Here is a 22,780-nt window from a genome sequence, read left to right as displayed (position 1 = left end):
GACTTTGTGAATTCAGACGGTTTCGGCCATGATATCACGAATATCGGTCAGGTGTCCGGTAATTGCCGCCGCCGCCGCCATTACGGGCGACATCAGATGCGTGCGCCCGCCACGGCCCATCCGGCCCTCGAAATTGCGGTTCGAGGTGGCGGCGCAGCGCTCGCCCGGGGCCAGCTGGTCGGGGTTCATGCCCAGGCACATCGAGCACCCGGCCAGACGCCATTCAAAGCCCGCATCGGTGAAGATCTGTGCCAGGCCCTCTTCCTCGGCCTGCAGTCGCACAAGGCCAGAGCCCGGCACGACCATGCCGCGCACGCCCGGGGCCAGCTTTTTGCCCTTCAGGATCGCGGCTGCAGCGCGCAGGTCTTCAATCCGGCCATTGGTGCAGGACCCGATGAACACCGCGTCAACCTTCACATCGGTCAGCTTCATGCCAGGCGTCAGGCCCATATAGTCGATCGAGCGCTGTGCCGCCTCGACCTTGCCGCCCTGGAAGTCAGTGGCGAAAGGCACGGTGGCAGAGATCGGCAGCACATCCTCGGGGCTGGTGCCCCAGGTCACGACCGGGGCGATATCCTCGCCCTTGATGGTGATGACCTTGTCGAAATGCGCGCCCTCGTCGGTGAAAAGGGTCTTCCAATAGGCGACCGCGGCCTCCCATTTGGCGCCTTTGGGCGCATGGGGGCGGCCCATGCAATAGGCGAAGGTCTTTTCATCGGGCGCGATCAGGCCAGCGCGGGCGCCACCCTCGATGGCCATGTTGCAGACCGTCATCCGGCCTTCCATTGACAGATCGCGGATCGCTTCGCCGCAATATTCAATGACATAGCCGGTGCCGCCTGCGGTTCCGGCCTCGCCGATCACCGCAAGGGTGATGTCTTTCGCGGTCACGCCCGGCAGCAGCTTGCCGGTGATCTCGACCTTCATATTCTTCGATTTCTTCTGGATCAGCGTCTGCGTCGCCAGAACATGCTCGACCTCAGAGGTGCCGATCCCATGTGCAAGGCTGCCAAAGGCGCCATGCGTCGCGGTATGGCTGTCACCGCAGACCACTGTCATGCCCGGCAGCGTCCAGCCCTGTTCCGGGCCGACGATATGGACGATCCCCTGGCGCACATCGGTCACCGGGTAATAGACCACGCCGAATTCGCGGGCGTTTTTGTCCAGCGCATTCACCTGAATGCGGGATTCTTCGTTGTCGATATGGGTCTCGCGGCCCTCGGTCGTCGGCACGTTGTGGTCGGGCACGGCGATGGTTTTTTCCGGCGCACGAACCTTGCGGCCGCTCATACGCAGCCCCTCAAAGGCCTGCGGGCTGGTGACCTCATGCACCAGGTGGCGGTCGATATAAAGCAGGCAGGTGCCGTCATCAGAGGTGTCTACGACGTGATCATCCCAGATCTTGTCATAGAGGGTTCTGGGTGCGGCAGGATTAGGAGCAGTCATGGCTCTCACCTTTTGGGATAGCTTTTCGGAGATTCGGTGTCACAAACTCGCGCGGCGTCAGGGTCGGGAAATCCGGCCCGCCGCGTCAAAGACGTGCGAGAATGTTGCGGGTCGCGCCGAAAAAACGCGCCGGAAGGCGTGCGTGGTCGGTGATGTTGAAATAGATGAACCCGTTCATAGCCGCTTATTTACGCCCGAATCCCGGCGTAATCAAGGATTGCCGCATCATGCCGGTGCAGAGCTGGGCTGCGGAGAAATGGTCCGGGTTGAGGGCCCGGGGCCGGGGTGAGGTCAAAGATCGCGCCAGCGTGGCAGATCACGGCTAAGGCTTTGTATCCGGATGAAAACCGTCAGTGCGCCGCCCAGAAATGCGCCAAGGGCTGCAGTGCTTGCCGGGCCAACCCTGTAAACCCAGCCGAGTTTGCGATGACCTTCGAGATCAAAGAGGCTGAGGGCCCACCAAAGGCCGAAAAACAGAAAACCCAATGTGGCTGCCAAGAATGACAGCAGAAGCCATGTCGGCATATAGTGTAAAGGTCTGACCGGCAGGCCGATCCGGTTACAAATGCGCAAGAAAGGCGGAAGCATCTGTGCGCGGCTGATGCCGAGCCTTTCACCCAGTTCGAGGGCGAGGGCGAGCTTTTCGTTGTGTTCCGGGGATGCCATTCGGACGCTCTGCAATCGTGAACTCTGTGATGAAGCCCTGAAAATCTGTCAAATTCACGCTGCAATCAGGGAGATTTTCCGGCTTTGGCTCGCCCTGGCGTTGAGATTGCCCGCTTTGGGTGCTATTCTGATGTGGAAACGCCCGGCGCGGGGCTTGCGCGCTGATTTGGAGGACACTTCCCTGTCCCATACTGACCCTGTGACCGGCCTGCCGGTCGCCCCGCGTGCCGGACGTCCGGCGCAAACGGAATTCAGCTCGGATGCCGTGCGTGACGCTGTCATGGCCTCGGTTGAGGATGACAAGGCCGAAGATGTCGTGCTGATTGATCTGCGCGGCCGCTCGGATGTTGCTGACTATATGGTGATCTGCTCTGGCCGTTCGTCGCGCCAGGTGGCTGCGATTGCCGAAAAACTGTCCGAGCGTCTCAAAGACGCCTTCCGCATCATCTCGCGGATGGAAGGCAAAGAGACCGGCGACTGGGTGCTGATCGACACCGGAGACGTGATCGTTCACGTGTTCCGTCCCGAGGTTCGTGAATTCTATCAGCTGGAAAAAATGTGGCTGCCCAGCGGCCAGGTCGGCGCAGCCCGCACCCTGTAAGCGCGGGGTCAGGCTGTGCGCGTGCATCTTTGCGTGGTCGGGCGGCTGCGGGCCTCGCCCGAGCGCACCCTGATCGACGATTATCTGGATCGCTTTGGCAAACAGGGGCGGGCGCTGGCGCTTGGCCCCGCCAGCGCGCTTGAGGTCGAGGATAAAAAGGGCGGCGGCATGGAGGCCGAGGCTGCGCTTTTGTCACGGGCCATTCCCACAGGGGCGCTGATCTGCACGATGGATGAGCGTGGGCGCCAGATGTCCTCGCCCGATTTCGCGGCGCTTTTGGCGAAATGGCGCGATGCGGGGCGGCAGGATCTGGCTTTTGTGATCGGTGGCGCCGATGGTATCCACCCGGATCTGCGGGCGCGGGCCGATCATTCGCTGAGTTTTGGGCAGATGGTCTGGCCGCATATGCTGGTGCGGGTGATGCTGGCCGAGCAGCTTTACCGCGCCGCGACCATCCTTGCGGGCGGGCCTTATCACCGGGTCTGAACCTGCTATGCAGACCACAGAAATCTGCCAGATCAAAGAAAAAGGGCGCCCGCATCATCTGTGCCGGGCGCCCTTTTATGTCTCGGTTTGCGGAAACCCTGATCCGCGAAAGCCTCAGTTTGCGGGCTGGGCCTGACGGCGGGCGATTTCCTGGCGATAAAGCGCGAGGAAGTCGACGTTGTCGATGTTCAGCGGCGGGAAGCCACCGTCGCGGGTGATGTCAGAGATGATGCGCCGCACGAAGGGGAACAGCAGACGCGGGCATTCGATCAGCAGGAAGGGGTGCATCTGATCTTCGGGCACGCCCTCGATATGGAAAGTGCCGGCATATTCCAGTTCCAGCAGGAACAGCGTCTCGTCATTGTTCTTGTTCTTCGAGGTGACCTTGAATTTGGTGATCACTTCGAACTGATGATCTGCGGGGCGCTTGCGGGCGTCAAGGCTGACCGCGACCTGGACGTCGGGCTGGACTTCGACCCCGGCGAGGCCTTTTTGCACCACGACATTCTCAAAGCTGAGGTCGCGGATATATTGCGCCAGAACCTGCATCCGCACCTGGGGTGCTGCGGTGCCGTTTGCGCCTGCGGCCGGTGTTTCTTCCGCCATGGAAATCCTCCTGAAAAGGGGCGGCACCTGTTACGCTGCCGATGTGGCAGAGGCCGCGCCCGTCAATGATACCGCCCTCCCCTAGCAGAGGCGGGGGCGGCGCTCAATGTCTCTGGCCGGATCTGTGACGGGTTTTCCGTTTGGCTGTTACTCGGGCTCCGTCCAGCGTGAGGGGCGGTTGCGGTTTGCCTCTGGCGGCAGCTCAATCCATTCGCCATCGATTGTGCTGTCGTCGCGGCCGTCGTTCGTGCTGCCCGCGCGGGGGGCGCCAAAGGGCGACTGCCCGGCGGCAAAGCCGCGTGCGTTGAGGGTGCCGAGTTTGGCGGTCACCAGGTTGCGCATCAGGGCCTGGACCGGCGGCAGCAGCAGCAAAATGCCCAGGGCGTCGGTCAGAAAGCCCGGCAGCACCAGCAGCACCCCGGCCAGCGCCCGCATCAGCCCCCTGATCGGATCGCCGATTGCGCCGCCCTGCGAGATCGCAGTGCCGCTCAGCCCACTGCGGATCAGTCCCGCCCCTCGCGCGGCTTCAAACCGCAGGATCACAATTCCGACAAGTGCCGTTAATACAACCCAGGCCAGTGTCGGCCAGAGGCCGATTTCCCCGCCGATAATCACGAAAAGACCGATCTCAGCCAGTGGCCAGGCCAGAAAGAGCAAAATTCGCGGCATTTTTTGTCCTCATGCGACTGCTTCGGTGCGGCAAGGTTTACTTGCGGGCGGGTAAAACCTACATAAGAGAACAATCGCGCCTTCCCAAGCCTCTCGTGACCAGCCCGGGCCATTGATTGCCCGTGCAGGCTCACCGAAAGGATGGGGGCGACATGTCATGGGATAGCCGATGAACAATGCGTTGATTCAGCTCCTGGTGCTTGCCGGGGTCGCAATTTTCCTGATCCTCAAGCTCCGCTCGGTGCTGGGGACGCGGGACGGGTTTGAGAAACCGCCGGCCCTGCCGCCCGAAGAGGGGCGTCCGGCTGCCCGGCAAGAGTTCCAGGTGATCGAAGGTGGTGCCGATCAGGACATCACCGACCATGTGGCGGCTGACAGTGAAGCGGCAAAGGCCCTGATCGCGATGAAAGCGGCAGAGCCGTCTTTCGTGCTGACACCCTTCCTCAGCGGGGCCCGCCAGGCCTATGAGATGATCCTGATGGCATTCGAGCGCGGCGAGCTGGATCCGGTGCGCGCCTTCCTTGGCGATGAGGTCGAAGCCAGCTTTGATGAGGTGATCAAAGCCCGTGAGGCGCGCGGCCTGACCGTCGAGGCGAATTTCATCGGCCTGAAGGAAATGGTGCTGCAGGATGCCACTTTCGACAAGGTGACCGGCTTTGCCGAGCTGACAGTGCGCTTTGTCGGCGAGCTGACTTCGGTGGTGCGTGACAAAAGCGGCACGATCATTGAGGGCGATGCGAAAAGCGTCAAACGGCAGCGCGATGTCTGGGTCTTTGCCCGCAAGATGGGCGCGGATGATCCAAACTGGCAGCTGGTCGCCACCGGCGACTGAGGGATGCCATGTTGCGGCGGCTGCTTTTCGCACTTCTGGTCGGGATGGCGGCGGTGACGGGCGCAGAGGATGCGCATGCCGAGATGGTCGACTTCGAGGCGCTGAATGGCTGGCGCGAAGGCGGCCAGCTTGAGGCGCTTGAGGCCTTTCTGGTCACCTGCGCCCAGCTGGATGCCCCCTGGTGGCGGCCGGTCTGCAAGCTGGCCGGTGATGTGCCAAAGGACGATGCCTCGGCGCGGGCATTCTTTGAGCTGCTGTTCCGTCCGGTGATTATCGGCAAGCCGCCCGCGCTGTTCACCGGCTATTATGAACCGGAACTGAACGGCTCTGCGGTGCGCACCCCCACCTATGCCTGGCCGCTTTATCGCCGTCCGCCTGAACTGACCGATGGCAGCGTCTATTACAGCCGCGAGCAGATTGAGGCAGGGGCATTGGCGGGCAGAGGGCTGGAGATCGCCTGGATCGACGACCCGGTCGAGGTGTTTTTCCTGCATATTCAGGGCTCTGGCCGGGTGAAGATGACCGATGGCTCGGTGATCCGCCTGGGCTATGCGGGGCGAAACGGGCATGCCTATCGCTCTGTCGGGCAGGAAATGGTGCGGCGCGGAATTTATGCGGCGCATCAGGTTTCCGCGCAGACCATCCAGAGTTTTGTGCGCCGCAACCCGGGCCTGGGGAATGAGCTGCTGAACCACAATCCCTCATATATTTTCTTTCGCAGGATAAGGGATTTGCCTGCTGAAAAAGGGCCAATTGGCGCGATGGGAAAATCGATCACGCCGATGCGCTCGCTGGCGGTTGATCCGGCCTTCGTGCCGCTGGGCGCGCCGGTCTGGATTGAGAAAGCGGGGCGTGCGCCCCTGCAGCGGCTGATGGTGGCGCAGGATACCGGCGGTGCGATCAAAGGGGCGCAGCGGGCGGATATCTTCTTTGGCTATGGCGGTGCGGCAGGTGATGCCGCCGGGATTGTGCGCGATGGCGGGCGAATGGTGCAACTTTTGCCTATCGACCGCGCCTGGGCACTGACGGGCGGGAATTAAGATGGCGCGGCGCAGACAGCTGAGGCCCGAAGAGCGCGAGCTTTGGCAGGCGGTCGCACGAACGCTGCGCCCGATGCGCGGCTCTGATATTGCCGAGGACATCGAACGTGAGGCGCATATCCCGCAAGAGGGTCTGCCCGGCCCGACGGCTGCGCCGGGGGCTGCATTTGGTAAAACTGGCACCGACTGGCCGCTGCCCGCCTCAAAGCCCTTTCGCCTTGGCGAACGCGCCGCACCTTCCGCCAGTATCTCTTTGCCTGCCAGCCTGACCAATGGCTCGCCCGCGCCCCTGCGGCTGGATGCGGGGCTGCATCGCAAGATGCTGCGGGGCAAGCTGGCACCTGAGGCCCGTATTGACCTGCATGGTATGACACTGGCGGGGGCGCATCCGGCGTTGATCGGTTTTCTGATGCATTCTCAGGCCTCGGGCAAGCGGCTGGTGCTGGTGATTACCGGCAAGGGCAAGCAGATCTATGAGCCGGTTCCCCGCCCCACCGGCGCCCTGCGTCATCAGGTGCCGCATTGGCTGCGGCTGCCCCCACTAAGCGCCGTCGTGCAGGAAGTGCTCGAGGCCCATCTGCGCCACGGGGGCGCGGGCGCGTTTTATGTCTGGCTGCGCCGGGGCTAAGCCCGGGCCGCACAGGATTGTCAGGCGATCAGCATAGCGCGGCCGCCCTCTTCTGAGCCGTCACTTAACGCCGGAGGCTCGGCTGTTCGGAAGGTGACCAGCGTTGCGCCATGCGGCATCGGGGCCACGCGGCAGCTGAGCAACCTTCCATCCAGCATCCGCAATTCGCCATCCCAGGCCTCACGGGTGCCAAACAGGCCGATAAACTGCTCCAGATCGCCCCATAACAGCGTCGGCGCGGTCTTTTCGCGCCAGCGGTGAATGGCTTTGCCGCCCGGGCTGCCATCGCTTCCGGCAAGTGGGTTCTGGCCCCAAAGCCGGGTGGCCGCAGCATTCGCCAGCGCGACCGAGCCATCCTGGGCAAAGACCACAACCGCATCGGGCAAGCCGTCAATCACCGCCTGACCCAGTTCCAGATCGGCGCGGTAGCGGCGGGTGCGCGTCATTTCGGTTGAAATATCCTCAACCATGAAGGCCAGCGCCCCATTTGGATGGGGGCGCCCGGTGACGCGCCAGGTATGGCCCGATGGCAGCGCCCAGGTTTCCTCAAAAAGGCCCTCGGCGGCGGCTTTTTCCATCTCGGCCATCTGGCGGCGCCAGGAGCGATAGTCCTTCGGCTCTGGCAGCATCGAGGTTTCGCGCAAGGTATCCAGCATGGCGGGCAGGCTGGGGCGGGCGATCAGAAACTCGATCGGCAGGCCGGTCAGGTCCAGAAGCGCGGGGTTGAACATCTGTAAAACCCGCGTCTTGTCGAAAATAGCCAGGCCGATCGGCAGCTGCGCAAAGGTCTTTGCCAGGGTCTGCGTAAACTCATGCAGGCTGTTTTCGGCGGCGACCAGGCCATCTGCGGGCAGCGCATAACACAGCCGCCCGCTGCCAGGGCCACGCCCGGCCAATGGGCGGCTTTGGATGTCATACCAGCAGGTTGTCTCACCAAGCGTAAGCGAGGCGCGGGTTGCAGCCGGGGCGGGCCTGGGTCGTGAAAGGGCGTCTTTGGCAGAATGCGGCTGCGATATCGCGCTGTTGTCGGCCTGCGCAGCGACCTGGGGGAAAATGATCGGCAGCGGCCAGGTCAGCTCTTTCCCCGGCTCCAGCTGTTCGGCGGCGGCGGCGAGATAGGGGCCATTGGCCCAGATCACCTCGCCCTCGGCGGTTTCGCGCCAGACGGGCAGCGGCGCGCGCGCAAGCGTGTCATGCAGATGCGCCAGCTCATCTTTCAGGGCCAGCTCGGCCAGGCCGTCAGAGCCGGGGCTGGCGGCCTCTCCGTCGCCATCAACCAGGGTCAGCCGCGTCAGGCCACCGATATATTCGGCCCGCAGCACCAGCGGCGGGCTGACATCCTCGCGTGAACACAGAACAAAACGCCCCTCACGCTGCAGCCCTTCCAGCCTGGTGTGAAGGCCTGGGAACATCGGTTCCAGCCGGGAGAGGGCGCGAAACCACGGCCCCCCCGATTCGACACCATTGGCAATCAGCGCCCGGGCGGGCGGGGTCGCATCGACCAGCGCCTCGCCATCGAAGATGAACACCGTCTCAGCCAGGCGGCTGCCAAAGACCGAAGCCGCAGCCGGCGCACGCGATTGCATCGCGGCCATGAAGAGAAGGCAGGCCATGGCGATCAGCGCCGCCGTCAGCACCAGCCCGATTGACAGGATCCAGTCAGCTTCCATATCTGTCCGCACCATCACATCATGATGAAAACTCTACGGTGCGAGCGGTTAATGCGGGGTTAACTGCGATCAGCGCTGATTTCGCGCCATTGTCTCTGTCATGGGCGGTAATCGGGGGCGGCAATCGGGGGCGGCAACCGAGCTGCCGCCGCTCAGATCGGGATTGGCGCATTAGCGGCACCCGGCTGCGTGCTGGGGGCCAGCAGATCGGCGCTTTTCCAGCGCAGCTCTACCAATGCGCCGGAACGCCCGTTGCGATCTGTGCCGGGCTGAAACGGATCATGGGCATTGGTGAAGGTCAGGCTGGCCCCGGTGCGTTCCAGCAGGGTTTTGGCGATGAAAAGGCCCAGGCCCATGCCCTCATATTCGGGGCGATGGGTCAGATCCTGATCGCTGCGCCGTTCGCGCACGAAGGGGTCGCCGATGCGGTTGATGATATTGGGGGGATAGCCCGGGCCGTCATCGACGATGCTGAGCAGGATCTCGCGCTCGTTCCAGCTATAGCGGATCCAGACCCGGCTTTGGGCGAAATCGACCGCATTCTGGATCAGGTTGCGCAGCCCGTGGATGATCTCGGGGCGGCGGCGCACCAGGGGCTCGCGGCCTTTGCCGGCTGCGGCGTCATTGCCGGGGGCCTGTTCGAAGATCAGCTCTTTGCCGCGGTTCAGATGCGGCTCTGCAGCCTCGCGCAGCAGCGCGGAAAGCGGCGTCTGGCGCAGCTGCAGATCATCATTCCCGGCCCGGCCCATGCCGCGCAGGATGTCACGGCAGCGGTCGGCCTGTTCGCGGATCAGGCGGGCATCGGCCAAAAGTTCTGGCTGGTCGGAAAGCTCGTCCATCAGCTCGGCCGAGACCAGTTTGATGGTGGCAAGCGGCGTGCCCAGCTCATGCGCGGCGGCGGCGACCACGCCGCCCAGATCGGTCAGCTTCTGCTCGCGCGCGAGCGCCATCTGCGTTGCCAGCAGCGCGTCTGACAGGGCCCGGCTTTCGCGGGCGATCCGGCGGGCATAGATGCCAAGAAACAGGATGCCGACCACAATCGCGGCCCAGAAACCAAAGTTGAACAGCTGCGGGATCTCAAGCGCCGCGCCGCTTTGCATGGTGATCGGATGATTGAACTGCGCCAGGAGGCTGACCGCCGCGATAGAGACCGCGCCCAGGATCAGCGTCGGCCCGACCGACAGCACCGAGGCCGAGATGGTGACCGGCGCGATGAACAAAAGCGCAAAGGGATTGGTCAGCCCGCCGGTCACATAGACCAGAAACCCCAGCTGCGCGGTGTCAAACAGCAAGGACAGCAGCGCCCCGGTTTCCGACAGGCGGCGGTTGCCGGGGAAAACCACCGTCACCACCAGATTGACGATGACCGAGGCGCCGACGGCGAGAAAGCAAAGGCCCAGCGGCAGATCGAAGCCAAAGCCCTCTGAGACCAGTGTGATCGCTGCCAGCTGGCCACAGATCGCCAGCCAGCGGATCAGGATCAGGGTTCGCAGCCAGACCCGATCATGGGCCGAGCTGCCCGCCAACAGGCCAAAGCCCGCGATTTGTCGCATTGCGGATACGCCTTTTCTCGTGTGGTAATTCTTGTTACGACCCGATTTCAAAGGGATCAATGGGCCAGAGGCCCGATCATTACAGTCGATCAGTTACCCGCTCTGCCGGTGCCCGATTGCGCGAATGTGGAGAAAGCGATGAGCAGGATTTACGCAATTGCAGCGGCGGCCGCATTGGCGGCTCTGATCGGCGGCAGCGCGGGGTATATCTGGTTCGCGCGCCAGGATCAGGGCGATCCGCTGGCACAATGCCGCGAGGGCAATGTCGGCGGCGCAGATATTGGCGGCCCGTTTTCCCTGCTGGACAAGAATGGCGCGACTGTTACCGAGAAGGAAGCAATCACCCGTCCGACCCTGGTCTATTTCGGCTATACATTCTGCCCCGATGTTTGCCCGTTTGACATGTCGAGAAATGCCGAGGCGGTGGATTTGCTGAAAGAACAGGGCCGTGATGTGGATCTGGTCTTTATTACCATTGATCCCGAACGCGATACCGAAAAGGTGGTCGGCGATTATGCAGAGGCTTTCAGTGAAACAGCCCTTGGTCTGACCGGCTCGGCCGAGCAGATTGCGGCGGCGGCAAAGGCCTATCGGGTTTATTACAAATCACAAAAGGCGAATGACGACTATTATCTCGTCGACCATTCGACCTTTACCTATCTGATGCTGCCGGAAACCGGATTTGCCGATTTCTATCGCCGCGAGGCGACTCCTGCGCAGATCGCAAAAGGGGTAAGCTGCATGATGGATGTGACGGGCTGAGGCCGGACGCAGGTCTTTACCGCAGATCATTCGGGCCCCGATCCGGGGCGTGTTACTCAGGAGTATGAAGATGTCCGCTGAGCTGAACGCCGAACCGGGGCCAGATCGCACGCTGCTTTTGGTCGATGATGACGAGCCCTTTGTAAAGCGCCTGGCAAAGGCGATGGAAAAGCGCGGCTTTGTTACTGAAACGGCGGAAAGCGTGGCGATTGGCAAGCTGATCGCGCAGACCCGCCCGCCCGCCTATGCGGTGGTCGATCTGCGGCTTGAGGACGGGAATGGCCTCGATGTCGTTGAAACATTGCGCGAAAAGCGCCCCGATTGCCGGATCGTGGTGCTGACGGGTTATGGCGCGATTGCGACTGCGGTGGCGGCGGTAAAAATCGGCGCGATTGATTACCTGTCAAAGCCTGCTGATGCCGATGATGTTACCAATGCGCTGCTGGCAAATGGCGAGGCTCTGCCTGCGCCGCCCGAAAATCCGATGTCGGCGGATCGCGTTCGCTGGGAACATATTCAGCGCGTTTACGAAATGTGCGACCGGAATGTTTCCGAAACGGCCCGCAGACTGAACATGCATCGCAGAACTTTGCAAAGAATCCTGGCGAAACGTAGCCCAAAATAAATGCCTGCTTTGCGTGAATTGGAATATGCTTTAAGCAGGCCGCGTTGATACGCAGGAGCATTCAATGGAACTCGACCTTAATACGCTTGATCTCAAAGAGCTGAAATCGTTGCAAACCCGTGTTGCACGGGCGATTGCAACCTTTGAGGATCGTCGCAAGAAAGAGGCTCTGTCCAAGCTGGACGAAGCCGCACGCGAACTGGGCTTTGCTTCACTGGCAGAGCTGACCGGAACCGCCGCACCGCGCAAGCGGGCCGCAGTCGAGGCGAAATATGCCAATCCGGCAAATCCCGCTGAGACCTGGTCGGGCCGTGGCCGCAAGCCGCGTTGGTTTGCTGCAGCGCTGGCTGGTGGCAAATCCGAATCCGATCTGCTGATCTGACAGGCGCAGCTGATCGCATTTTGAAAAGGCAGGGCGTTCAGGCGCTCTGCCTTTCCTTATTTCCGGGTGGGTTCATTCCGCCGCAAGTGGGCTGTCAGTGTCCAACGGCATGCCGGATGCGCTGTTCGTTCCGATGATCTCGGCGATTACGCCATTGATCAGATTTCGAAATCCTGGAAAATCGGCGTGGGGCTCGATCCGGGCTTCATCCATGTAGAGCCTGCGGTCGATCTCGATCTGAACCGCGTGGACCTGCCGCGACGGGCGGCCATAGGCCTGGGTGATATAGGCCCCGGCAAAGGGCATATTGCGGCTGACGCGCAGGCCCGCCGTCTCAAAGGCGGCCGCAACCCTGTCAACCACCGCACGGGAGGCTGCTGCCCCAAAGCGGTCGCCCAGCACGATTTGCGGCGCGGGCATGCCTTTGTTCGCCTGCAGCTCTATCGCTTCATGGGGCATCGAATGGCAGTCGATCAGAATCGCCTCGCCAAACTGGCTGTGGGTGTCGTTGATCAGCCCGCGCAGGCGGTCGTGCCAGGGGTGCCAGCAATCGCGCAGGCGCCCCTCCGCCTCGGCGCGGCTGATCTTGCCGGTGTAAATCGCCCTGCCGCCTGAGACCACGCGGGGAATCACCCCCAGCCCCGAAGAGATTCGCGGATTATGGGCCGGGCGCTCGGCCCCCTCGATCACCGCCGGATCCAGCTCATCAGGGCCGCGATTGAGGTCGATATAGGCCCGCGGTGCACGTGCCAGCAGCAAGGGTGCGCCCATTTTTGGTGCGCAATCAAAGAGTTGGTCGATAAACGCATCCTCGGATGAGCGGATCATATGCGCGTCCAGCCGGGTCTGGCTCAGGAAGGTGGGCAGGTATTCGCGCCCCGAGTGCGGCGAGGAAAACACGTAAGGGCTGGTCTGCGGCGCAGGCAGATGCAGCTCAAACGACGGATGAGAGATGATTCCAGGCAAACGGACCTCGGCGCATGATGGGGGCGAAAGGCTGGCTGGTCAGGGTTTGGGGCATATTCCCCCGATAATTTTCCCGTCCTGGCGGTGTATTGCGATATAACTGCATAATTCTTCGTTCCGAAACCCCTTGCGGGCGGTGGGATGGTTGAGTATAGACCCCAGCACGCCGACGCGGTCAGCCGTGTTTCTTTTGCTTCGCAAGGGAGACGGGACAGACGCAGAGGCAAGAGTGGGCGGTTAGCTCAGCGGTAGAGCACTACGTTGACATCGTAGTGGCCACTGGTTCGATCCCAGTACCGCCCACCATTTCATCGCTTTTGGGGTTAAACCCTGGGCACGGGTTTAATCAGGCGCGTGATGCGCCGCGAAGGACAGGAGTCAGCCATGAAGGTTGCCAATTCGCTCCGCTCGCTGAAGACGCGTCACCGCGATTGCCAGGTCGTGCGCCGCAAAGGCCGCGTCTATGTGATCAACAAGACGCAAAAGCGCTACAAAGCCCGCCAGGGCTGATAGCTACTTTCAGCAGACGGATTTGGGCCGCAGCGGGAAACCTCTGCGGCTTTTCCATTTTCTCCGGTGGCCGCATGAGGCGAATCGCCCGGCCCTGGCTCTGGTGCCGGTTCGTGCTTTACGCGGGCCGTGCTCTGAGGGGGGGCGGGGAGGGGCTCAGCCCGTTTGTCTGGCCTTTCGCAACAGTTATCCAGCTGCGTCCGGCTGTCTTTCCCGGGCATGGAACGGGGCACAGAATGGGGGCTCTGGGGTGAAAACCGGGGGGCTGGCCTGCGGCAAAGCCGCATCAGATGCCTTTCCCCTTGATTTTATAGACCACTGCGTCGGAATGTTGGCTGGACGATCTATCACGGCTTGTTTACAACCGCGCCCGTCAGGGCAGGGGGAATTCCGTCTGCCCCCGCACAAAATTCTGGTCGCAGACGCGGCCATGCCAGGGAGAGGAACTCGTGTCCCAAGCAGATGATCACGCAGGCAGCCGCCGCGATTTCCTGTATTATGCCACCGCAGGAGCGGGCGTTGTCGCCACCGGGGCGGCGGTTCTGCCGCTCGTCAATCAGATGAACCCCTCGGCCGATACCCGTGCGCTTGCATCCATTTATGTCGATGTGACGAATGTGGCAGTTGGCTCGCAGCTGACGGTGAAATGGCGCGGCAAGCCGGTCTTTATCCGCCGCCGCACCGCCGCCGAGATCGAGGCCGCCCGCGCCGTTCCCGGCGATGACAGTGTCCTGATCGACAAAAACGCCGAGAATCACAACAAGCCCGGCGCTGACGCATCCGACCAGAACCGCACGCTGGATGAAGCCGGCGAGTGGCTGGTGATGATGGGCGTTTGCACCCACCTGGGCTGCGTGCCGCTGGGCAATGGTGCCGGTGACTTTGGCGGTTGGTTCTGCCCCTGCCACGGGTCGCACTATGATACGGCAGGCCGTATCCGCAAAGGTCCGGCGCCCCGGAACCTTGAGGTGCCGATCGCACAATTCACCGACGAAACCACGATCCTGCTGGGCTGAGGAACGCAACATGGCCGGTATTCCGCACGACCATTACGAACCGAAGACCGCCCCCGAAAAGTGGCTGCACAAGCGGCTGCCCGTCGTGGCGCTGGTCTATGACACTTTGATGATCCCGACACCGAAGAACCTGAACTGGATGTGGATCTGGGGCATTGTCCTGGCATTCTGCCTGGCGCTTCAGATCGTCACCGGCATCATCCTGGCGATGCATTACACGCCGCATGCCAGCCTGGCCTTCGCCAGCGTTGAACACATCATGCGCAACGTGAATGGCGGCCATATGATCCGCTATCTGCACGCAAACGGCGCGTCTTTGTTCTTCTTCGCCGTCTATCTGCATATCTTCCGCGGTCTCTACTACGGCAGCTACAAAGCCCCGCGTGAGATCACCTGGATCATCGGCATGCTGATCTATCTGCTGATGATGGGCACCGCCTTCATGGGCTATGTTCTGCCCTGGGGTCAGATGTCCTTCTGGGGCGCAACCGTGATCACCGGCCTCTTCGGCGCGATCCCGGGCATCGGCGAGCCGATCCAGACGCTGCTCCTGGGCGGCCCGGCGGTCGACAATCCGACGCTGAACCGCTTCTTCTCGCTGCATTACCTGCTGCCCTTCGTGATTGCAGGCCTCGTGATCCTTCACATCTGGGCCTTCCACCACACCGGCAACAACAACCCCTCGGGTGTTGAGGTCCGCCGCGACAGCAAGGAAAACGCCGCGAAAGACACGGTGCCCTTCTGGCCCTATTACGTCATCAAGGACCTCTTCGCGCTGGCGGTGATCCTGGTGGTGTTCTTTGCCATCGTGGGCTTTATGCCGAACTATCTGGGCCACCCCGACAACTATATCGAGGCAAACGCCCTTTCGACCCCCGCGCATATCGTGCCGGAATGGTACTTCCTGCCCTTCTACGCGATCCTGCGCGCCTTCGATAACACCGTCTGGGTGGTGCAGCTGGTCGAGTTCCTGTCCTTCGGCATCGTTGACGCCAAGTTCTTCGGCGTGCTGGCGATGTTCGGCGCAATCGCTGTCATGGCGATTGTTCCCTGGCTGGACACCTCTTCGGTGCGCTCGGGCAAATACCGCCCGATGTTCAAATGGTGGTTCGCGCTGCTGGCAATCGACTTCGTCGTCCTGATGTGGGCCGGCGCGATGCCCGCCGAGGCCCCCTATTCCACCATCGCCCTGATCGGCGCGACCTATTGGTTCGCCTATTTCCTCGTGATCCTGCCGCTGCTTGGCATCATCGAAAAGCCGCTGCCGCAGCCGGCCACCATCGAGGAAGACTTCAAGGCCCATTACCCCCACGCGGCCGAGTAAAAGGATCTGACGCAAAATGTTCCGCAAGATCATTCTCTCTGCCGCTACCTCGCTGGCACTGTCTGGTGCCAGCCTGGCAGCCGGGGCCGAGACGCATATCGAAGACGTGACCTTCTCGTTCGAGGGCCCTTTCGGCAAATATGACCAGCTGCAGCTGCAACGCGGCCTGCAGGTCTACACCGAGGTCTGCTCGGCCTGTCACGGCCTGAAATTCGTCCCCATCCGCACCCTCGCGGATGAGGGCGGCCCGCATCTGCCCGCCGACCAGGTTCGCGCCTATGCGGCTGGCCTTGATGAGGTTGAGGCGCTTGGCGTCGAGGCCCGTCCGCGCGAATGGACCGACAACTTCCCCGCCCGCGCGGGCGATGGCACCGGCCCGGATCTTTCGCTGATGGCGAAGGCCCGCGCAGGTTTCCACGGGCCGGAAGGCACCGGGATCAATCAGCTGGTGCGCGGCATCGGTGGCCCGGAATATATCCATGCCATCCTGACCGGCTATCATGAGAACCCCGAATGTGCCCCCGAGGGCATTGACGGTTACTATTACAACACCGCCTTTGGCGCCGGGGCGATCCCCGACACCTGCAAAGACGATCACGGCGCCTCGACCGTTCCGGGCAGCTGGATCGCAATGGCCCCGCCGCTCTCTGATGATGTGGTCAGCTTCGAGGATGGCAGCCCGGCGACGGTCGATGCGATCGCCATGGATGTCTCGGCCTTCCTGATGTGGTCGGCAGAGCCGAAGATGATGGATCGCAAACAGGCAGGCTTTGTGGCCGTGGTGTTCCTGATCCTTCTGTCCTCACTGCTCTATCTGACCAACAAAAAGCTCTGGGCAAAGGTCAAGGGCAAGACGGTCAATCTCTGACCCTGTCAGGCCAGACCGCATCGCCCGATCAGGCGCGGTGCAGAAAAGAACCGGATCAAAGCCCCGCCCCTCTGGCGGGGCTTTTCCTTTGGGTCCAGCGACTTGCCGAAAAGCTCAGCGCCCCAGTCAGCGCCCCAGTCAGCGCGCCAGTCAGCGCCCCAGATAGGCGGCCAGCGCCTCAGGCGGGCTGGAAAACAGCGCCGCCGTTGCCGCCGGGGGATGCGCGACCCCATCCGCAACCAGCACCGTCTCATCCGCGAATTGCAGGGCGTCGCCCGGATCATGTGTTACCATCAGCACCGTCGCATGGCTTTCGGCCGCCACCTCGGCCAAAAGATCCAGCATCCCGGATTTCAGCGCGGGCCCAAGGGCGGCAAAGGGCTCATCCAGCAACAAAAGGGGGCGTGCGCGCAGCAAAACCCGGGCCAGCGCCGCCCGGCTGGCCTGACCGCCCGAGATCTCAGCAGGTTTGCGCTTGCCCAGGCCCTGCAACTGCACCCGCTCCAGCGCCGCGTCGATGCGGCGATGATCTTCGGCGCTCAGCCGCAGATCGGGCCGGATCCCCAGGCCCAGATTCTGCGCCAGCGTCAGATGCGGAAAGAGGTTCTGGTCCTGGAACAGCACCGAAAGCGGGCGTTCGCCGGGCGGTAGCGCCGTCAGATCCCGCTGATCCAGCCAGACCCGCCCCGAGACGGGCTGGTAAAACCCGGCAATCGCCGCCAGCAGCGAGCTTTTCCCCGCCCCCGAAGGCCCGATCACCGCCACTTTCGCGCCGGGGCGGATGCTCCAGTCGGCGGTCAGGCGGAAATCCTTTTGCGCCAGCACCAGATTATCGAGCCTGAACATAACGTCCCCCTGCATCAAGCAGCCAAAACAGCGCGAAACTCAGCGCAACCAGAACCAGCGCCGCACCCGCCGCCGCCTGGATCCGGTAAGCGCCCAGCAGATGCTGCACCAGCAGGGGCAGCGTCACCTGATCGGGGGCGGCAAAAAGCGCGATCACCCCCAGATCCCCCATCGAGAGCGCCGCACTCAGCCCCGCCGAAAAACCGATCGGCGCCGCCATGCGCGGCCATGTCAAAAGCCGGATCCTGGCAAATCCCACCAGCCCCAGCGATGCCGCCAGCCGGCCATAATCGGCCTCAAGATTGCGGGCGGGGGTAATCAGCAGCCGGTAAACAAAAGGCAGCGCCATCAGCACATTGACCAGCAGCGTAACAGGCAGGGCCAGCTGCGCCGGGCCGATCCAGGGCCGCACCAGCAGGAAAAGCCCGATCCCCAGCACCATCCCCGAGGCCGCCAGCGGCAAAACCGCTGAAAACTCGATCCAGCGCGCCCCGCCCCGCGCAACCGCCCCCACAAGGATCATCCCCAGCGTCACGGTCAGAAACGCCGAGATCAGCGCGACCGTTACCGAGCGCAGCGCCGCAGGCCAGACCGAGGCCGGCAGCGCCGTCAGCCCTGGCAGGCCTTTCAGCGCCATGGCGGTCAGCGGCAGCAAGAGAAACGCCGCCGCAAAGATCAGCCAGAAGCCATCGGCGATGCGTCGCCACCCGGTTGGGGGCATCAGCGCAGAAGGGCGGTCAAGCCCCGCCCCCGGCCCCGCCCGCATGCCCGCCAGCTGCCAGGCCAGCAGCGCCGCCACCGCCCCAAGCCCCGTTTGCAAAAGCGCCAGCCCCGCCGCATGGGCCAGGTCAAATTCAAAGCGGATCGCCTGATAGATCGCCAGTTCCAGCGTGGTCGCGGCAGGGCCGCCGCCCAGGGTCAGCGCCACCGCAAAAGAGGTCAGGCAGATCGCAAAAATGCTGGCCAGCACGCCGGGCAGCAGCTGCGCAAGCATCGGGCGCTCGATATGGCGGGCGATGTCGCGTGGGGTGAAGCCAAGGCTTTGGCCCAGACGAAACCGCTCGGCCGGGATCGAAAGCCAGCCCTGCAGGATCATCCGCACCGCCAGTGGCAGGTTCAGAAACACATGGGCGATCAGCACGCCGTGCAAGCCGTAGATGCTGATCCGGGGCAGGCCCAGGCTTTGGCCGAGGCTGTTGATCCAGCCCGCCTGACCAAAAACGGTGATCAGCCCCATGACCGCGACGATCACCGGCAGCAGGAAAGGCGCCCCCATCAGCGTGATCAAAAGCCCGCGCCCGGGAAAGCGTCGCCTTGCCAGCGCCTTCGCCACCGGAACCGCCAGCGCGGCCGAGATCAGCGCCGAGAGGCTGGCCTGCAAAAGCGTGAAGCGCAGCGCCGCCAGATCGGCGGCACCCAGCGACAGCCCCCCGGCATGGAAGGCGACCGCCGCAATCGGCCCAAGGATCAGCGCCAGCAACCCGGCGCTGATCGCGCCTGCGCCTAGCGACCGAGGGCGGCTTGCCATTCGGTCAGCGCGGTCGCCCGCGCCTCCAGCGCCTCATCGGCGCCAAGAAGCAGCGATTTTGCCGGGCGATGGGTTTCAAAGCCTTCGGGCAGGGTCTGGCTGGCGGCCGGATACATCCAGTTTGTTTCCGGGATGACCGACTGGAAGGCGGGGGATTGGGTGAAGGTCAGGAATTCACGCGCCAGTTCGGGTTGTTTTGAGGACGCGAGCAGGCCCGCGACCTCGATCTGCAGGTAATGGCCCTCGGCAAATTCGACCCAGTCCTTGCTGTCGTCCTGCTCGGCCAGGCGGTGATAGGCGGGTGAGGTCGAGTAAGAGAGGACCATATCGGCCTCACCTTCCAGGAAAAGACCGTAGGCTTCGGACCAGCCCGGCGTCACGGTCAGGATATTGTCTGAAAGGCCTGCCCAGATGTCAGGGGCCTGATCGCCATAGGCGGCCTTAACCCACATCAGCAGCCCAAGGCCCGGGGTGGATGAGCGCGGATCCTGGATTACGATCTTCAGATCGCTGTCGCCAAGCGCGCGGAAATCTTCGGGCGGCATCGCGGTGCGGGTCTTGTCATAGACGAAGGCGAACCAGCCCCAGTCATAGGGCAAAAACAGCGGATCCTGATAGGGGATCGGCAGCGCCGTGGCCGGGTCGGCGCCATGGGGGGCGAACAGCCCGCTGGCCTGGGCCTGGGCGGTCAGATTGGTGTCGAGGCCCAGCACGATATCGGCCTCGCTTGAGGCCCCTTCCAGCTGCAGCCGCGCCAGAAGTGCGGCCCCGTCGCCGCCGGTGATAAAGCGCAGATCGCAGCCGCAATGTTCCTCGAAGGCTTTCTCGATGGCGGGGCCGGGGCCCCATTCCGAGGTGAAGCTGTCATAGGTCATGACGGTCAGGACAGGTGTTTCTGCAACCGCCAGGCCCGGCAGAGCAAGGCTGGGCAGGGTCAGGAAACACGCCGCAAGGAAGGGTCTCATTTGGGTCCTCCAGTTGCGACGGAAGGCCCGGGGCCCGGATTTCTCCGATGCACCTTCCCTCCGCCGGTATGAGCCGGTTCAGGTTCGACGGGTCCGCGTAGCGCATCTCAGCCCTGATCAGGGCACCCCGAGGTGGGGGTGAGCATAGGGGATTGGTTTTGGGGCGCAAGTGGGGGGATGTGGTGAGGTGCCGTGGTGGTTTGGGGCTCTGCCCCCGAGGCGCAAAGCGCCTCTCCCCCGGGATATTTCAGGACAGATGAAAGGGGGCGGTGGCGCCCCCTTTCGAATTGGTTCCGTGGTTTGGTCAGTGGTTTGGTTGGTGGCGGGCGGGGTGTTCGTCGCCCGGCTCGCCCGGCAGGGTTTCATGGGCGGGCTGGCCGCGGGTTTTCCACAGGGAGACGATGACGCCGCTTGCAAGGATCAGGAAGGTGACGCCCAGCGAGACCGAGGCCGGGAATTTCTCAAGGTTGAGAAGGTCGGCGATGAACACTTTCGAGCCGATGAAGATCAGCAGGATCGCCAGCGCGTATTTCAGATAGGCGAAACGGTGCAGGATCGCGGCAAGCGCGAAGTAAAGCGCGCGCAGGCCGAGAATGGCGAAGATGTTCGAGGTGAAGACGATATAGGGGTCAGAGGTGATCGCAAAGACCGCAGGCACGGAATCGACCGCAAAGACCACATCGGCGATTTCTACCATGATCAGCGCCAGCAAAAGCGGCGTGGCATAGAGTTTCAGCTTGCCGGTTTTGGGGTCTGGTTTGCGCACGGTGAAATCATGGCCGTGCAGTTCTTCGGTGACGCGCAGGCGGCGTTTGAGGAATTTCAGCACCGGGTTGTTGGCGATGTCTGGCGCGTCATCTTCTTTGGCGAAGAGCATTTTGATGCCGGTGAAGATCAGGAAGGCGGCGAAGATATAAAGCACCCAGTGGTAGTTGTTCACGAGCGCAGCGCCAAAGCCGATCATCAGACCGCGCAGCACGATCACGCCCAGGACGCCCCAGAACAGGGCGCGGTGCTGGTATTTGCGGGGGATGGCGAAGAAGCCGAAGATCATCGCGATGACGAAAACATTGTCCATCGCCAGCGATTTCTCGACCACGAAGGCGGTGAGATAGAGGCCTGCCGCCTCGGCGCTGATCTGCCACCAGACGAAGAGCGAGAACAGCAGCCCAAGTGTGACGTAGAAAGCCGAGAGTTTCAGGCTTTTGGCGACGCCGATCTCCTGGTCGCCCTTGTTGAACAGGCCGAGATCCAGCACCAGGAGCACCAGAACGATTGATATAAATGTGAGCCAGAGCCAGAGCGGCTTGCCCAGAAACAGTGTAAGCAGGATCTCCATCCGCCTTTGCCCTTATGACTGGCGCCGGAGGGAGTGACCGATCTGCATGTGTCAGACATGCGGGAAATGCCGGGCAATCCATCGGGCGCGTTTTCCCGATGCGGTCCGACATCACGTCAGGTTTTCCGTGGTCAAAGTCCCGGAAAGTTTGTCCTGCCGCCAGAGGGGCCCGGCCCGCCCGTGGCAAATGGGGGCTTTGGGCGCTGTTTCAACCCCGCTGATCACTTTTTTGTTGATAAGTGTTGATGCGGGGCAAGGCGGGGGGCTATGCCAGCCCCGATGATTGCGCAGATATCACGCTGTGCCCCAAGCCCGGAGCCTTTCATGAGCCTGAACACTTTCGGCCATCTCTTCCGCGTCACCACCTGGGGCGAAAGCCATGGTCCGGCGCTTGGCTGCACCGTGGATGGCTGCCCGCCCGGCATCCGCCTGTCCGAGGCCGATATCCAGCCCTGGCTGGATCAGCGCAAGCCCGGCACCTCTAAGTTCACCACCCAGCGGCGTGAGGCCGATGAGGTGAAGATCCTTTCGGGCGTGTTTGAGGGCGTGACCACCGGCACCCCCATTCAGCTGATGATTGAGAACACCGATCAGCGCAGCAAGGATTACGGCGAGATCGCCCAGGCTTTCCGCCCCGGCCATGCCGACATCACCTACCACATGAAATATGGCGTGCGCGATTATCGCGGCGGCGGGCGTTCCTCGGCGCGTGAGACGGCGGCGCGGGTGGCGGCGGGGGGCGTTGCGCGGGCGGTGCTGGATGTGCTGGCGCCCGAGGTGAAGATCACCGGCTATATGCTGCAGATGGGCGAGAAAAAGGCCGACCGTCTGCGCTTTGACATGGCCCAGATCCGCGAGAACCCGTTCTTTTGCCCCGATGTCGTCGCGGCGCGGGAATGGGCGGATTACCTGGATGAGCTGCGCAAGACGCATAATTCCATCGGCGCGGTGATCGAGGTGCTGGCCGAGGGCGTGCCCGCCGGGATCGGGGCGCCCCTTTACGGTAAGCTTGATGCCGATCTGGCGGCGGCGATGATGTCGATCAACGCGGTTAAAGGGGTTGAGATCGGCGAAGGCATGGCCTCGGCCGCGCTGACCGGGGTTGAGAACGCCGACGAAATGCGGATGGGGCCGGATGGGGTTCAGTTCAGCTCGAATCATGCGGGCGGGATTTTGGGCGGCATCTCGACCGGGCAGCCGGTGGTGTGCCGTTTCGCGGTCAAGCCGACCTCTTCGATCCTGACGCCGCGCCGCACCGTGAACCAGTTCGGGCAAGAGCTGGATCTGGTGACCAAGGGCCGCCACGACCCCTGCGTCGGCATTCGCGCCGTGCCCGTGGGCGAGGCGATGATGGCCTGCGTGATCCTGGACCATATCCTGCTGGATCGCGGCCAGACCGGCGGGCGGCGCGGTCGCATCGGCTGAGTGCTTGCACCCGGCCCCGGCGCGGGT

Annotated in this window: 24 protein-coding genes, 1 tRNA gene and 1 riboswitch; of the genes, 14 read left to right on the top strand and 11 right to left on the bottom strand. The window is 62.8% G+C overall.

Annotated features, from left to right (window positions below; translation table 11 throughout):
* Nucleotides 1-12: 12 nt before the first annotated feature.
* Together leuC and HOY34_RS03680 are read right to left on the bottom strand one after the other, a co-directional pair.
* Nucleotides 13-1,446 carry a 3-isopropylmalate dehydratase large subunit gene (gene leuC, locus HOY34_RS03685; RefSeq protein ID WP_172359963.1) on the bottom strand — a complete coding sequence of 478 codons (1,434 nt, stop codon included), beginning with the start codon at nt 1,444-1,446 and terminating at the stop codon, nt 13-15.
* A gap of 291 nt (nt 1,447-1,737) precedes the next feature.
* Nucleotides 1,738-2,112: a DUF6404 family protein gene (locus tag HOY34_RS03680; RefSeq protein ID WP_172359962.1), complete on the bottom strand. Its 375-nt coding sequence runs from the start codon at nt 2,110-2,112 to the stop codon at nt 1,738-1,740.
* Nucleotides 2,113-2,377: 265 nt separating this feature from the next.
* On the opposite strand from HOY34_RS03680, the gene rsfS reads away from it, so the two are divergent.
* Together rsfS and rlmH are read left to right on the top strand one after the other, a co-directional pair.
* Nucleotides 2,378-2,713: a ribosome silencing factor gene (rsfS, locus tag HOY34_RS03675; protein ID WP_495553235.1), complete on the top strand. Its 336-nt coding sequence runs from the start codon at nt 2,378-2,380 to the stop codon at nt 2,711-2,713.
* Between the two features lie 15 nt (nt 2,714-2,728).
* Nucleotides 2,729-3,199 carry a 23S rRNA (pseudouridine(1915)-N(3))-methyltransferase RlmH gene (gene rlmH, locus HOY34_RS03670; protein WP_172359960.1) on the top strand — a complete coding sequence of 157 codons (471 nt, stop codon included), beginning with the start codon at nt 2,729-2,731 and terminating at the stop codon, nt 3,197-3,199.
* A 114-nt stretch (nt 3,200-3,313) separates the two neighbouring features.
* Here rlmH and secB read toward each other — a convergent pair whose 3' ends face one another.
* Nucleotides 3,314-3,805, bottom strand: a complete 492-nt coding sequence (secB, locus tag HOY34_RS03665; protein WP_172359959.1) for a protein-export chaperone SecB — start codon at nt 3,803-3,805, stop codon at nt 3,314-3,316.
* A 147-nt stretch (nt 3,806-3,952) separates the two neighbouring features.
* The gene (locus tag HOY34_RS03660) at nt 3,953-4,474 is read right to left on the bottom strand and encodes an FxsA family protein (RefSeq protein WP_172359958.1); all 522 of its coding nucleotides are present in this window, start codon (nt 4,472-4,474) and stop codon (nt 3,953-3,955) included.
* Nucleotides 4,475-4,643: 169 nt separating this feature from the next.
* Here HOY34_RS03660 and HOY34_RS03655 point away from each other — a divergent pair, with 169 nt between their 5' ends.
* Genes HOY34_RS03655 through HOY34_RS03645 form a run of 3 tightly spaced genes read left to right on the top strand, consistent with a single transcriptional unit; the run spans nt 4,644 to nt 6,974 of the window.
* Entirely contained in the window at nt 4,644-5,306 is a 663-nt protein-coding gene (locus HOY34_RS03655) for a Tim44/TimA family putative adaptor protein (RefSeq protein ID WP_172359957.1), read from the top strand.
* 8 nt (nt 5,307-5,314) lie between these two features.
* The gene (mltA, locus tag HOY34_RS03650; RefSeq protein ID WP_172359956.1) at nt 5,315-6,346 is read left to right on the top strand and encodes a murein transglycosylase A; all 1,032 of its coding nucleotides are present in this window, start codon (nt 5,315-5,317) and stop codon (nt 6,344-6,346) included.
* Between the two features lies 1 nt (nt 6,347).
* Nucleotides 6,348-6,974, top strand: coding sequence for a Smr/MutS family protein (locus HOY34_RS03645; protein ID WP_172359955.1), 627 nt, complete (start codon nt 6,348-6,350; stop codon nt 6,972-6,974).
* 20 nt (nt 6,975-6,994) lie between these two features.
* Here the strand turns inward: HOY34_RS03645 and HOY34_RS03640 are convergent, their stop codons facing one another.
* Both HOY34_RS03640 and regB read right to left on the bottom strand, forming a co-directional pair.
* Nucleotides 6,995-8,644, bottom strand: coding sequence for a PAS-domain containing protein (locus tag HOY34_RS03640; protein WP_172359954.1), 1,650 nt, complete (start codon nt 8,642-8,644; stop codon nt 6,995-6,997).
* A 152-nt stretch (nt 8,645-8,796) separates the two neighbouring features.
* Entirely contained in the window at nt 8,797-10,197 is a 1,401-nt protein-coding gene (regB, locus tag HOY34_RS03635) for a sensor histidine kinase RegB (protein ID WP_172359953.1), read from the bottom strand.
* A gap of 138 nt (nt 10,198-10,335) precedes the next feature.
* On the opposite strand from regB, the gene HOY34_RS03630 reads away from it, so the two are divergent.
* From HOY34_RS03630 to HOY34_RS03620, 3 genes are all read left to right on the top strand, one after another.
* The gene (locus HOY34_RS03630; RefSeq protein ID WP_172359952.1) at nt 10,336-10,959 is read left to right on the top strand and encodes an SCO family protein; all 624 of its coding nucleotides are present in this window, start codon (nt 10,336-10,338) and stop codon (nt 10,957-10,959) included.
* A gap of 70 nt (nt 10,960-11,029) precedes the next feature.
* A complete protein-coding gene (locus HOY34_RS03625; RefSeq protein WP_172359951.1) occupies nt 11,030-11,584 on the top strand; it encodes an ActR/PrrA/RegA family redox response regulator transcription factor in 555 nt (184 codons plus the stop codon).
* 64 nt (nt 11,585-11,648) lie between these two features.
* Nucleotides 11,649-11,966: an H-NS histone family protein gene (locus tag HOY34_RS03620; protein WP_172359950.1), complete on the top strand. Its 318-nt coding sequence runs from the start codon at nt 11,649-11,651 to the stop codon at nt 11,964-11,966.
* 72 nt (nt 11,967-12,038) lie between these two features.
* On the opposite strand, the gene HOY34_RS03615 is transcribed toward HOY34_RS03620, so the two are convergent.
* A complete protein-coding gene (locus HOY34_RS03615) occupies nt 12,039-12,920 on the bottom strand; it encodes an N-formylglutamate amidohydrolase (protein WP_172360030.1) in 882 nt (293 codons plus the stop codon).
* 243 nt (nt 12,921-13,163) lie between these two features.
* Here HOY34_RS03615 and HOY34_RS03610 point away from each other — a divergent pair.
* The 5 genes from HOY34_RS03610 (at nt 13,164) to HOY34_RS03590 (ending at nt 16,650) form a co-directional block, all read left to right on the top strand.
* Nucleotides 13,164-13,238 (top strand) — tRNA-Val (locus HOY34_RS03610).
* Between the two features lie 78 nt (nt 13,239-13,316).
* Nucleotides 13,317-13,442 carry a type B 50S ribosomal protein L36 gene (gene ykgO / locus HOY34_RS03605; protein ID WP_023666132.1) on the top strand — a complete coding sequence of 42 codons (126 nt, stop codon included), beginning with the start codon at nt 13,317-13,319 and terminating at the stop codon, nt 13,440-13,442.
* A gap of 449 nt (nt 13,443-13,891) precedes the next feature.
* Nucleotides 13,892-14,458 (top strand): ubiquinol-cytochrome c reductase iron-sulfur subunit, encoded by a 567-nt coding sequence (petA, locus tag HOY34_RS03600; protein ID WP_172359949.1) that lies wholly within the window; start codon nt 13,892-13,894, stop codon nt 14,456-14,458.
* A 10-nt stretch (nt 14,459-14,468) separates the two neighbouring features.
* The gene (gene petB / locus HOY34_RS03595) at nt 14,469-15,782 is read left to right on the top strand and encodes a cytochrome b (protein ID WP_172359948.1); all 1,314 of its coding nucleotides are present in this window, start codon (nt 14,469-14,471) and stop codon (nt 15,780-15,782) included.
* Between the two features lie 16 nt (nt 15,783-15,798).
* Entirely contained in the window at nt 15,799-16,650 is an 852-nt protein-coding gene (locus tag HOY34_RS03590; RefSeq protein WP_172359947.1) for a cytochrome c1, read from the top strand.
* Nucleotides 16,651-16,800: 150 nt separating this feature from the next.
* Here HOY34_RS03590 and HOY34_RS03585 read toward each other — a convergent pair whose 3' ends face one another.
* The 4 genes from HOY34_RS03585 to HOY34_RS03570 all read right to left on the bottom strand — a co-directional run bounded on the left by HOY34_RS03585 (nt 16,801) and on the right by HOY34_RS03570 (nt 21,328).
* Entirely contained in the window at nt 16,801-17,496 is a 696-nt protein-coding gene (locus tag HOY34_RS03585; protein WP_172359946.1) for a thiamine ABC transporter ATP-binding protein, read from the bottom strand.
* Nucleotides 17,480-19,024: a thiamine/thiamine pyrophosphate ABC transporter permease ThiP gene (locus HOY34_RS03580; RefSeq protein ID WP_172359945.1), complete on the bottom strand. Its 1,545-nt coding sequence runs from the start codon at nt 19,022-19,024 to the stop codon at nt 17,480-17,482. The genes HOY34_RS03585 and HOY34_RS03580 overlap by 17 nt, the downstream gene beginning before the upstream one ends.
* Nucleotides 19,000-19,989, bottom strand: coding sequence for a thiamine ABC transporter substrate binding subunit (gene thiB / locus HOY34_RS03575; RefSeq protein ID WP_172359944.1), 990 nt, complete (start codon nt 19,987-19,989; stop codon nt 19,000-19,002). Before thiB ends, HOY34_RS03580 begins: the two co-directional genes overlap by 25 nt.
* Before the next feature lie 38 nt (nt 19,990-20,027).
* Nucleotides 20,028-20,129: riboswitch (TPP riboswitch) on the bottom strand.
* 164 nt (nt 20,130-20,293) lie between these two features.
* Nucleotides 20,294-21,328, bottom strand: coding sequence for a TerC family protein (locus tag HOY34_RS03570; protein ID WP_172359943.1), 1,035 nt, complete (start codon nt 21,326-21,328; stop codon nt 20,294-20,296).
* Nucleotides 21,329-21,652: 324 nt separating this feature from the next.
* On the opposite strand from HOY34_RS03570, the gene aroC reads away from it, so the two are divergent.
* On the top strand, nt 21,653-22,753 hold the full coding sequence (gene aroC / locus HOY34_RS03565; protein ID WP_172359942.1) for a chorismate synthase: 1,101 nt from the start codon (nt 21,653-21,655) through the stop codon (nt 22,751-22,753).
* Nucleotides 22,754-22,780 lie beyond the last annotated feature (27 nt).

It is taken from the genome of Pseudogemmobacter hezensis, assembly GCF_013155295.1.
Taxonomy (GTDB): Bacteria; Pseudomonadota; Alphaproteobacteria; order Rhodobacterales; family Rhodobacteraceae; genus Pseudogemmobacter; species Pseudogemmobacter hezensis.
The sequence above is the reverse complement of the archived record's forward strand: the minus strand, read 5'-3'. Positions and strand labels throughout refer to the sequence as shown.

Excerpts from the sequence above, each read along its gene's own strand:
- HOY34_RS03585 (WP_172359946.1), bottom strand. The coding sequence starts at position 17,496 with ATGTTCAGGCTCGATAATCTGGTGCTGGCGCAAAAGGATTTCCGCCTG.
- HOY34_RS03645 (WP_172359955.1), top strand. The coding sequence starts at position 6,348 with ATGGCGCGGCGCAGACAGCTGAGGCCCGAAGAGCGCGAGCTTTGGCAG.
- HOY34_RS03590 (WP_172359947.1), top strand. The coding sequence starts at position 15,799 with ATGTTCCGCAAGATCATTCTCTCTGCCGCTACCTCGCTGGCACTGTCT.
- HOY34_RS03620 (WP_172359950.1), top strand. The coding sequence starts at position 11,649 with ATGGAACTCGACCTTAATACGCTTGATCTCAAAGAGCTGAAATCGTTG.
- petB (WP_172359948.1), top strand. The coding sequence starts at position 14,469 with ATGGCCGGTATTCCGCACGACCATTACGAACCGAAGACCGCCCCCGAA.
- ykgO (WP_023666132.1), top strand. The coding sequence starts at position 13,317 with ATGAAGGTTGCCAATTCGCTCCGCTCGCTGAAGACGCGTCACCGCGAT.
- HOY34_RS03625 (WP_172359951.1), top strand. The coding sequence starts at position 11,030 with ATGTCCGCTGAGCTGAACGCCGAACCGGGGCCAGATCGCACGCTGCTT.
- HOY34_RS03630 (WP_172359952.1), top strand. The coding sequence starts at position 10,336 with ATGAGCAGGATTTACGCAATTGCAGCGGCGGCCGCATTGGCGGCTCTG.
- secB (WP_172359959.1), bottom strand. The coding sequence starts at position 3,805 with ATGGCGGAAGAAACACCGGCCGCAGGCGCAAACGGCACCGCAGCACCC.
- HOY34_RS03570 (WP_172359943.1), bottom strand. The coding sequence starts at position 21,328 with ATGGAGATCCTGCTTACACTGTTTCTGGGCAAGCCGCTCTGGCTCTGG.
- aroC (WP_172359942.1), top strand. The coding sequence starts at position 21,653 with ATGAGCCTGAACACTTTCGGCCATCTCTTCCGCGTCACCACCTGGGGC.
- HOY34_RS03680 (WP_172359962.1), bottom strand. The coding sequence starts at position 2,112 with ATGGCATCCCCGGAACACAACGAAAAGCTCGCCCTCGCCCTCGAACTG.
- mltA (WP_172359956.1), top strand. The coding sequence starts at position 5,315 with ATGTTGCGGCGGCTGCTTTTCGCACTTCTGGTCGGGATGGCGGCGGTG.
- leuC (WP_172359963.1), bottom strand. The coding sequence starts at position 1,446 with ATGACTGCTCCTAATCCTGCCGCACCCAGAACCCTCTATGACAAGATC.
- HOY34_RS03640 (WP_172359954.1), bottom strand. The coding sequence starts at position 8,644 with ATGGAAGCTGACTGGATCCTGTCAATCGGGCTGGTGCTGACGGCGGCG.
- HOY34_RS03655 (WP_172359957.1), top strand. The coding sequence starts at position 4,644 with ATGAACAATGCGTTGATTCAGCTCCTGGTGCTTGCCGGGGTCGCAATT.
- HOY34_RS03660 (WP_172359958.1), bottom strand. The coding sequence starts at position 4,474 with ATGCCGCGAATTTTGCTCTTTCTGGCCTGGCCACTGGCTGAGATCGGT.
- regB (WP_172359953.1), bottom strand. The coding sequence starts at position 10,197 with ATGCGACAAATCGCGGGCTTTGGCCTGTTGGCGGGCAGCTCGGCCCAT.
- thiB (WP_172359944.1), bottom strand. The coding sequence starts at position 19,989 with ATGAGACCCTTCCTTGCGGCGTGTTTCCTGACCCTGCCCAGCCTTGCT.
- HOY34_RS03580 (WP_172359945.1), bottom strand. The coding sequence starts at position 19,024 with ATGGCAAGCCGCCCTCGGTCGCTAGGCGCAGGCGCGATCAGCGCCGGG.